The organism is uncultured Ruminococcus sp., assembly GCF_946415235.1.
Lineage (GTDB): Bacteria > Bacillota > Clostridia > Oscillospirales > Ruminococcaceae > Ruminococcus.
This window is the reverse complement of record NZ_CAMKRR010000120.1, coordinates 1-8,362: the sequence shown is the minus strand read 5'-3', so window position 1 is coordinate 8,362 and position 8,362 is coordinate 1. Positions and strand designations below refer to the sequence as shown.

Below are 8,362 nucleotides of genomic sequence, written 5' to 3'. Positions count from 1 at the left end.
GTTGCATTTTTGTCCTCTACTTATAAAGCCGATAAAACAACGGGGTGCTAACCATGAATATATAAAAAATTAAGATGACAGAACGAATCGTTCTGTCAGGTCAGAATTGTTCGGCAATTTTTATTAACGAGACTGGCTTATATAACCTTGTACTTTCAAGTAGACAACCAATAGCCAAGAGGTTCAAACGCCTGGTATCAGTAAAGGGGTGTCCATTTTGGACACCCCCTTCATTTAAGCTGAAAGAAGATTTTGTTGTTTTCAGACTTCACGTAATCTTTCTTCGCTAAATTCTGATTCTATCTCATCAATAAATAATAATGCCCCTAAGCGTTTAACACTTAGAGGCAAAGCTTCTATATGAGCATTTTTATAACACTTCAGATTTTATCATCAATAATTGTTAAGAATCTGTTTTCTGAGCTCTATCATATCGAAATTATCAAATACTCCGTCATAATTGAGGTCGAAATTCTTGTTATTAAGGTCGCATTCCTCGCCAAGGAGATATTTCTGGAAAAGACATATATCATCTGATGTGAACTTCTCCCTGTTAAGTCTCTCAACTATAATATCATTACGGACAAGCTCTATCTCTCCGCCGCCAATGCCGCATATATTGGCATTAAGAGCTACATTTGTGATAGGGCCTACTTCAAGTCCAGCATTTTTCCATGCTATAACAGCGTCAAGAAGATAGATAGTTCCTGATGCAATTGTATCATTAGGAGTCTTGGTTTTAGCTATACAATAATATTTCACATTCTTTTTGCCACCGGCAGTGACAACATGATCGTTATAGTACACATAGATATCGTATTCCCGATCGGTAAACTCCTCCGTACCGAGATACTTGGCTTCTTTTGGAATAGCATCATAATTCAGCACAGGATACATATAAAAATCTATGTATTCCTCGCCGTGCTCATCACACATTCGGCCCTCAGCACCTATGCTGTAATTGTTATCCGTGCTTATATTAGCCTTGAAATTCATATTGATAAAGTCGCCCTTATCATTGTCTATCTGCTCGTCTGCCATTTCAAAGTTCATGCTCTTTCCGAACTTGAAAACGCTGTCATCATAATTCTGAAAACAGTCACCGACAAAAGTTCCGTTCTTTTTGAGAGTACACTTCCCGTTCTCTGTGCAGAATACCATGCTGCCGCCCTCAATAATAGGCTCGGCATGGGCATTTAACGAAGTATTATCAATCACTCTGTCATATGCGTCATCTTTCTTTACAAGATCAAATTCAGCCTTTTCAAGGTCAAATTCACCTCTTCCAGCACCAAATGATTCAGCAAACATTAATATTTCGCTTATCTTGTTTGTCTTTTCCAAATAGTTCTTTAGCCAAACATCGTAATGTTTCTTGAGATCAATATCGCCAACTGCTCCGTAGACCTCCTGTTCAAAGCTGACCTGTGATATGCACCATATCTGCGGTGCAGGCAAGCTCATACAGGACTCATAGTTAAATGTCCTTGAATAAATATCATACTTGATACCGTCTACCTCAACAGAGTCAAGGTGTTCAACATCAGCCCTGTCATGACCGTCGTCTACAAAGTCCTTTGTATTACTGAACTGAACAATATTTATAGACGTTATACTGTCACGATCAAAGAGCTCAACTCCCACTGCATATTTGTCCTTAGCCTTTATTGTCGTCTCATAGTGAACGTTCATCTTTTCATATTCATCAAAAGACACCGCCTTTTCGTCAAGAATACCTCTGAAAAACGCACTGTCCGAATTGGTATTACAATTTTCATACATACAGTGAGCTGTTCCGTCATCAGAGACCGTCATTCCGTTGCGTAAGCCTTTATCCAGCGACGAATAGGAGTAATACTGTCCATTAAGCCAGACAGGGTTGCGTGAGTCATAATAGTTCTCAACTTTTATACTCTCCTTGTGAGGAACATTGGCCAAAGTAACATCATTTACGAATATCTTTCCCTTTTCGCCTGTTCCGCGGACATAAAGCTTAGGTTGCTTACCTATTTCTATTTTAAAGCCATTATCCTTTAACTCGGCGTCTATCGCCTTAAAGTCTATCTTTTCGCTTATGCTGCCACCGTCAAGGCTCTCGCAGCGGACAATATATATGATCTCAACAGGAACGTTCTCTTCTTCAGTGATGCTTACATAGTAATCAGTGCCGTTTATGCTTATTTTTTTTGCATTATCGGTATCTGCACTGAAAGCGTCCTCTGTATATGAGTCAAGAACTCTTATTTCCGCTGTTTTTTTATTCTCAGCATCGTAACATTCCACCACAGCTCCAATAGCATAGCTTTCCGTGTCTTTAAAGGCTGCCTCATATTTTACGAAGCAATCCTTGACATCGTCTATAGACTGTACCTTTCCCTCACCGACAAGGAACTCCGCAAGTCTTGTACTGTCCCAGTTGCAAACGTAATAACCGCCCACAGAATTACGAACGATTGTTGCCTCGCCATCATCGTCATCAGCCTTCCATGCTATTAGGTCATTGCACGAATAAGGAGCCTTGAATTCCTCGTCATAATAAGTAAGACTCACCGCGGCACTGTTTGTCACCTCCGAAGATTCCGTCTCTCCCACAGCATTTACAGGAAAAACAGTCATAGCTGCCGCTGTTACAGCGCAGGCGGTCAAAGCTGACAAAAAAAGCTTTATTTTTTTGTACATTGTCACACCCTCCCTAAACATAAAAAACATATATATATTTATTATATCTACGCCAGAAAGTTTTTACAAGTCCTTTATTGCGACATTCTAAAAAAGCTTTTTATTCAATAACCTTCACGCCCTGTTTTAGGGCGTATACATAAACGATGTAGTCCTAAAACAGGACTACACAGCAATTACACAGCAACGGTGCAGCAGGTGTGTAAAATATACTTCGATATATAGGCAATTACACACCATATGCAGCATACACACCGATTTTTAAATCCAGATTAAAATCATAGACTGCCATGACACATGGAGTAACGAAACGTTACGGTATCTACAATTAACGGGTAACGAATCGTTCATGGTCACAATTCACAAAAAGCCTTATAAATGCCGTATCTTCGGCATATTTACCTAACAGGAATTTTTACTTATGGGTGTTAGATTGATAAGATAAGATTAATAAGATACATTGTTTATAATACATAATGTATCCTTATTATATAAATATCCGGATATCATTTACATCGGCATATATTACTGCGATCTTTTATTCAGCAGCTGCCAAACGCTTGACGTAAAAGCCTATTCCGAAATGTTCCGGATAGGTGCTTTTTACAATATTATGTTGAAAAGCTTTATTAAAGCTTTCGCGTATTATTATCGACGTGAAGATTCCACACTTGAACAGGAGTTCTTCATGAGAACCGCCGATTGGTTGGTTCCTGTTTAGGTAAAAGCTGAGAATGGCAAAGCTAAGTCACTGAAAATGCTGATATCTTAAAAAGCATTTTAGTGGGGGCAAGCTTCCACTCATAAAGGAACTCAGAACCGAACAGAAAAAGCTCAGAAATGAAGTAGAGAAGTTAAAAAATGAGATTCGAGATGAGAAGCCACAGCTTGAAGAACTGAAAAATATGAGGCGGAATATAGCAATGTTCCTTGGACGTGATGATTGTCAAAGTCATGAATGGAATCCTAAACGGACAGGAGAATTGGAATAAAAAAGAGGCGGCAGAGCACGATTTATTCGTGTTCCGCTGCCATTTTTAGTAAGAGCGAGTTATCTTAAAACTCTGCGATGACGCAAAATAGGAATTGTGGCCTTAAGGGTATCATTTGATATAAGAAAATTTGAATTTGTATCAACGATTGTTTTGATTTATAACTGTCCTGTAATAGCATATTCGTATGTAGATAAGGCGAAATGTTATACGTTATACTAATACATCCATGAACCAATCATACACGTTTTTTACAAAGCTATACTCATCAAGAGGAACACTATCAGCTCTGCTTGTTGCTATGCAGAGTTTGCTTGAAAGTACAAGGCTGTATAAGCCAGACTCGTTAATAAAAATTGCCGAACGATTCTGAGCTGACAGAACGATTAGTTCTGTCAGCTTAACACAAATAGAATTGCCCACTAAGCTTCTTCGCGTTGAAAGCATACTATTCTGTTTTTATGATTTCGGTTCTTTTCAGCGTTGAAGGCAGAAGAACGTAGTCTGCATAGTATATGGAGTACTTTTTCAGCATTTTGTCAGCCTTTACGGTTATTTTAATAGTACCATGAGGTTGGTATCCCAAATGGCAAAGAATGGGATATTTAACCTCGAACTTGAACAGCTTTTTCATATTTAAACTTTGAAATGCTTGCGGCAGGTCATCAGCGTACTTCAATCTGCTTGAAGAATCGTTAACAGGTAGATTATGATCGCATTGTATTTCAGCATTTGGATCGCTTGAGGATATATATACGTTTTCTATCCAACTTTTTGCAGAGTTATTGTAGAGAATATATTCAAATGCAATATCATCATCGGACATACAATAGGTTGTAAACACTTTTATTAAGGCTAATAATCCGAATTCAGACTTATAAAGTTCGGTGCCATTGGCTGTAAATACTTCAAGATATACTTCATCTGACCACTTGTTATACTCGCTGTCCCAGTCGCACATCCTGTATATTTTATCGATATTGACTGTATTGTTCTTTATCTCAACTTCGTAAAGGTACAGTATCATTGGCGGAAACCATATTGATTCATAATAAGATTCTGGTATTGGTATCTCCTGAATAAAGAGAACCGAGTATTTTCCGTTGCTTTCAGGCCTGAAGGCATATGCTTCCTCTGCTTTGCAAGGACACAGGCTATTCGAGGACATAACGGAACATTCTTTATAATCAGTGATAAATTTCAGAACGCTGCCGTCAAGCTCGACTTTTATGCCGTCAAAGCTGACTGCGCCCATATATCCTGCGGTAAGATGAGGCGCATCTAAGTTTACGAGAGCTTTTTTCAGCATAACGAGGTCGAATACGTCAAGTCCTCCGTCCTTGCAAATATCAGCAAATTCCCAGGATATGATATCTGTATCTGTATAGCCGAGAAGGTATTTTTGAAGCTGTACCACATCTGCCACATTGAAGTTCCCGTCTGCGTTAAGATCGTTTTCGTTAAAATCGGTCACCTGAAGTGTCTCGGGCAATATTTCGTATCTGTCGTGATCGATGCGGTATAATGTAAAATCATCGCCTTCATGTTTTATCACTTTCAGTGTGCTCTTTTGTTCGCTTTCTTCATATGGGATCATGATTTCAGCAATGAACTCGGGAACAGGCAGAATATCCGATATCTCCTGAGTTTGGAAATATAGATTGCTTTTTCGGTTTATTATATCATAATTGCCGTAAAACAGAGCGTTCGGATCATTGGAGGTAATAATCAACGTTAAATCACATATCTCAAATCCGGTTGTGTTTACAAATTCATATACGAAAAAATAGTCCTCCTTTGGGAAAAAAGAATATATGACCGTCCGCATAAATATGTTATCCCTTTCAGATGATAATTTCGTTGTAACAGAGGTGCCATCACTTGAAAAAATGTTCAGTGATGAGCCATGCTGAGAGGTGGCATCGTTGTACTTGTACATACCGCTTATGTCAACGACGTTATCTCGGACATCTATTTCGTATATGTAAAAATCATATGGAGGAATCCATATAGAACCATTATTATGGTATGCGGGTTCGTATGCCTCAACACCAAAATATACGACATATTTGCCGTTGCTTTCCGGCTTGAGACTGTAACCGGCTTCGGTGCCGTAAAGCTCGAATTTATCTTTTGATGCTATATTCCCACCTTCACAGTCGGTTATGAAGTTTATTCTGTCGTCCGTAAGTTCTATGGAGAAACCTTCAAAAGCACCTTCTGCCCCCATATCGCCTGCGGTAAGCACAGGAGAGACATCAGCAGAGCGTACGGCGGGCATATATGAGGAGAAAGCGGATAACATACATAATGTCGCTACTGCTGATGTTATAATGGATATCAGTTTTTTCATAAATATCACCCTTTCTGCAAGCTCTTGGTTTTATGGTTCGGATATACCTATCCATTTTCATAATAATACAAATTTTTTCAGGTTTCAAGCTGGTTTTGGCATATTTACAAAAACTTTACAATGAAATACAGGTTCTCACTGCCAAACAGCGAGAACCTGTATTTCCATTCCTCTCAAACTACCAAATATCGAAGCCGACAGTTCTAGATTTCAGAGAGTATTCGTTAATCTTCTCTCTAATACCCTGAAACCTACTAAAAACGGTACAACACTTGTCAAAGCAGAGTAAAATGAGAACTTTGTAAAAGTCAACGTAAAAGATACGGGGAGCGGTATCTCGAAAGAGGATATACCTCATATCTGGGAACGCTATTTCAAGGGTAAGCAACTCCGAAACAGGAACAGGATTTGGAGTGTTCATATGCAAATTCATAATCAAGACTGACAGGATTGAACTTTCGATGAAGTATACATGATAGTGTTCATAGATACATCCATATTATAAAAAAACTTCATTAAAAAGTAATAGAATAGTATAGATTTCATACCAAATTTAATGATATACTATTATAAGGAAAAGTGTAAATCGTCTTCTTTTTAAAAAGGTGGGATCTATATGAAAAAGATAATTTCTCTTTTTATTTCTTTACTGACATTCATATTCATCTATCCTATAAGCGCAACAGCACAGGAAAAAATCTATCCTGATACTTCTGATGATTTAATACTTCATAATTCTAGTACATATATCATAGGCGACGTAAATAACGATAGCGAGCTGAATGTAAGCGACCTTGTCACTATGTTGCTTTATCTCCACGGTTCAAGTGAATACAAACCTACAACAAATTATTCCAATAAATTGAATTATCTTGACGTCAATTTAGACGGAAACGCTGACATTTTCGATCTTGTAGAACTGAGAAAAGCAGTTATAGCTCCGGAAACAGCATTTAAACAGATTAGCAGCGTTGATATCCTTGCTACAGCAGACAGGGCTGAAATAAAATCAACTTTCATAAGTTCGCCCGGGGAACTCACAGCATATTTTGAGAATATCGGCACCGATGATGAAGAAATACAGAAATACCTCGGTATCTATGACGGTGAATTTTTCAAAAAAAGCGACGTTATACTCGGTACACTTGAACAAGAATATGGTGAGGGTATTCATTTCAGAGCACCTGTATGTGATTATATACAAGGGAAATTTCTGGATATAGCCGAAAGTGAGACGTTCTGCGAATACTATGAACTTGATCCAGAGATCGTAAGAAAATCCGCTATATACTGTCTTTATACTTGGCAGGAGTATAAATCTCACCCTATGGTATATAATAAGGAAAAAAATATCATTCTATTCCAGGTAACTGTGCCCAAAACAGTCAGAGAAACATCAAACGGTATATGCGTATTATTCGATTTTGAATTATTCACTCCTGATTACTATGCTCATCAATATGATTCTCCCGATGGCAAACACAAGCTCTACATCACCGTGGCAGAAGATCATTTTATGGACGATACCTGTCAGTATATGTTCTATGAGATAGAAAATGATGGTTCTTATGCTTATCTCGGAGAATACTATGACGGATATGCATATTATGGAGACGCCTTCAAACGTGAATATACCAAGACAAACGAGGGTCAATATGCCGCATATGTTTTCGATGATTTCTGTAAAATCATATGGAAAGGAACCGGCTTTGACATTCAAATCAAAACATATGTATTCAACGAAAATATTGATGAATGGGTATTAAGCTGGAAAAGCATCCTTACAGACAATGATTAATACCGACTGCTATCACAATATAAAAAATATCAAATCCCCTTTCCATATCGGAAAGGGGATTTCAGTTTGACAAAAAAATACATTTCATATAGCAACAATAAAGCTCGATTTCCTGTGTGCGATGACCGCTGCTATTAAAAATGTTGAGTCTATCCTAAAATTTGTGTAAACCTCTGAAGTAGTGTATAATAAAAGAGACACTACTTCGGAGGTTTTAATTATGAGCAGAAGACGAAGAAATGAAACAGAAGAGCAGCGAGCAAGAAGAGAGCTGATAAGCGATTTTCTTTCAGCAGCGAATATACAGAGCATCCCGTCTATGATTTTATCCAGAAAAAACGCAACGAAGGAAAATGTGGAAAAGAAGCCATGATCGATGGATTAAATAAGTTCTTAAGAATATATTATGGAAAAGTAATGGAAATATATTGTAATCATCCCAAATCTATGATATAATTGTTAAAAATAAAAAATATCTAAAATTACTTAGTCTTTTTCGAAAAAAATGGTACTAATAAGTAAAGGGATAAAACAAGTGCA

General features: G+C 37.7%; 5 protein-coding genes. 3 read left to right on the top strand and 2 right to left on the bottom strand.

The window, feature by feature from the left end; all coding sequences use genetic code 11:
• Positions 1–74: 74 nt before the first annotated feature.
• Positions 75–290, top strand: a complete 216-nt coding sequence (locus tag Q0R37_RS15710; protein ID WP_366517444.1) for a BRO family protein — start codon at positions 75–77, stop codon at positions 288–290.
• Positions 291–393: 103 nt separating this feature from the next.
• Here the strand turns inward: Q0R37_RS15710 and Q0R37_RS14110 are convergent, their stop codons facing one another.
• Both Q0R37_RS14110 and Q0R37_RS14105 read right to left on the bottom strand, forming a co-directional pair.
• Positions 394–2,679 carry a hypothetical protein gene (locus Q0R37_RS14110; protein ID WP_294755200.1) on the bottom strand — a complete coding sequence of 762 codons (2,286 nt, stop codon included), beginning with the start codon at positions 2,677–2,679 and terminating at the stop codon, positions 394–396.
• A 1,440-nt stretch (positions 2,680–4,119) separates the two neighbouring features.
• A complete protein-coding gene (locus Q0R37_RS14105) occupies positions 4,120–6,024 on the bottom strand; it encodes a dockerin type I repeat-containing protein (protein ID WP_294755199.1) in 1,905 nt (634 codons plus the stop codon).
• A gap of 616 nt (positions 6,025–6,640) precedes the next feature.
• On the opposite strand from Q0R37_RS14105, the gene Q0R37_RS14100 reads away from it, so the two are divergent.
• Positions 6,641–7,822 carry a dockerin type I domain-containing protein gene (locus Q0R37_RS14100; RefSeq protein WP_294755198.1) on the top strand — a complete coding sequence of 394 codons (1,182 nt, stop codon included), beginning with the start codon at positions 6,641–6,643 and terminating at the stop codon, positions 7,820–7,822.
• A gap of 220 nt (positions 7,823–8,042) precedes the next feature.
• Positions 8,043–8,195, top strand: a complete 153-nt coding sequence (locus Q0R37_RS14095) for a hypothetical protein (RefSeq protein ID WP_294755196.1) — start codon at positions 8,043–8,045, stop codon at positions 8,193–8,195.
• Positions 8,196–8,362 lie beyond the last annotated feature (167 nt).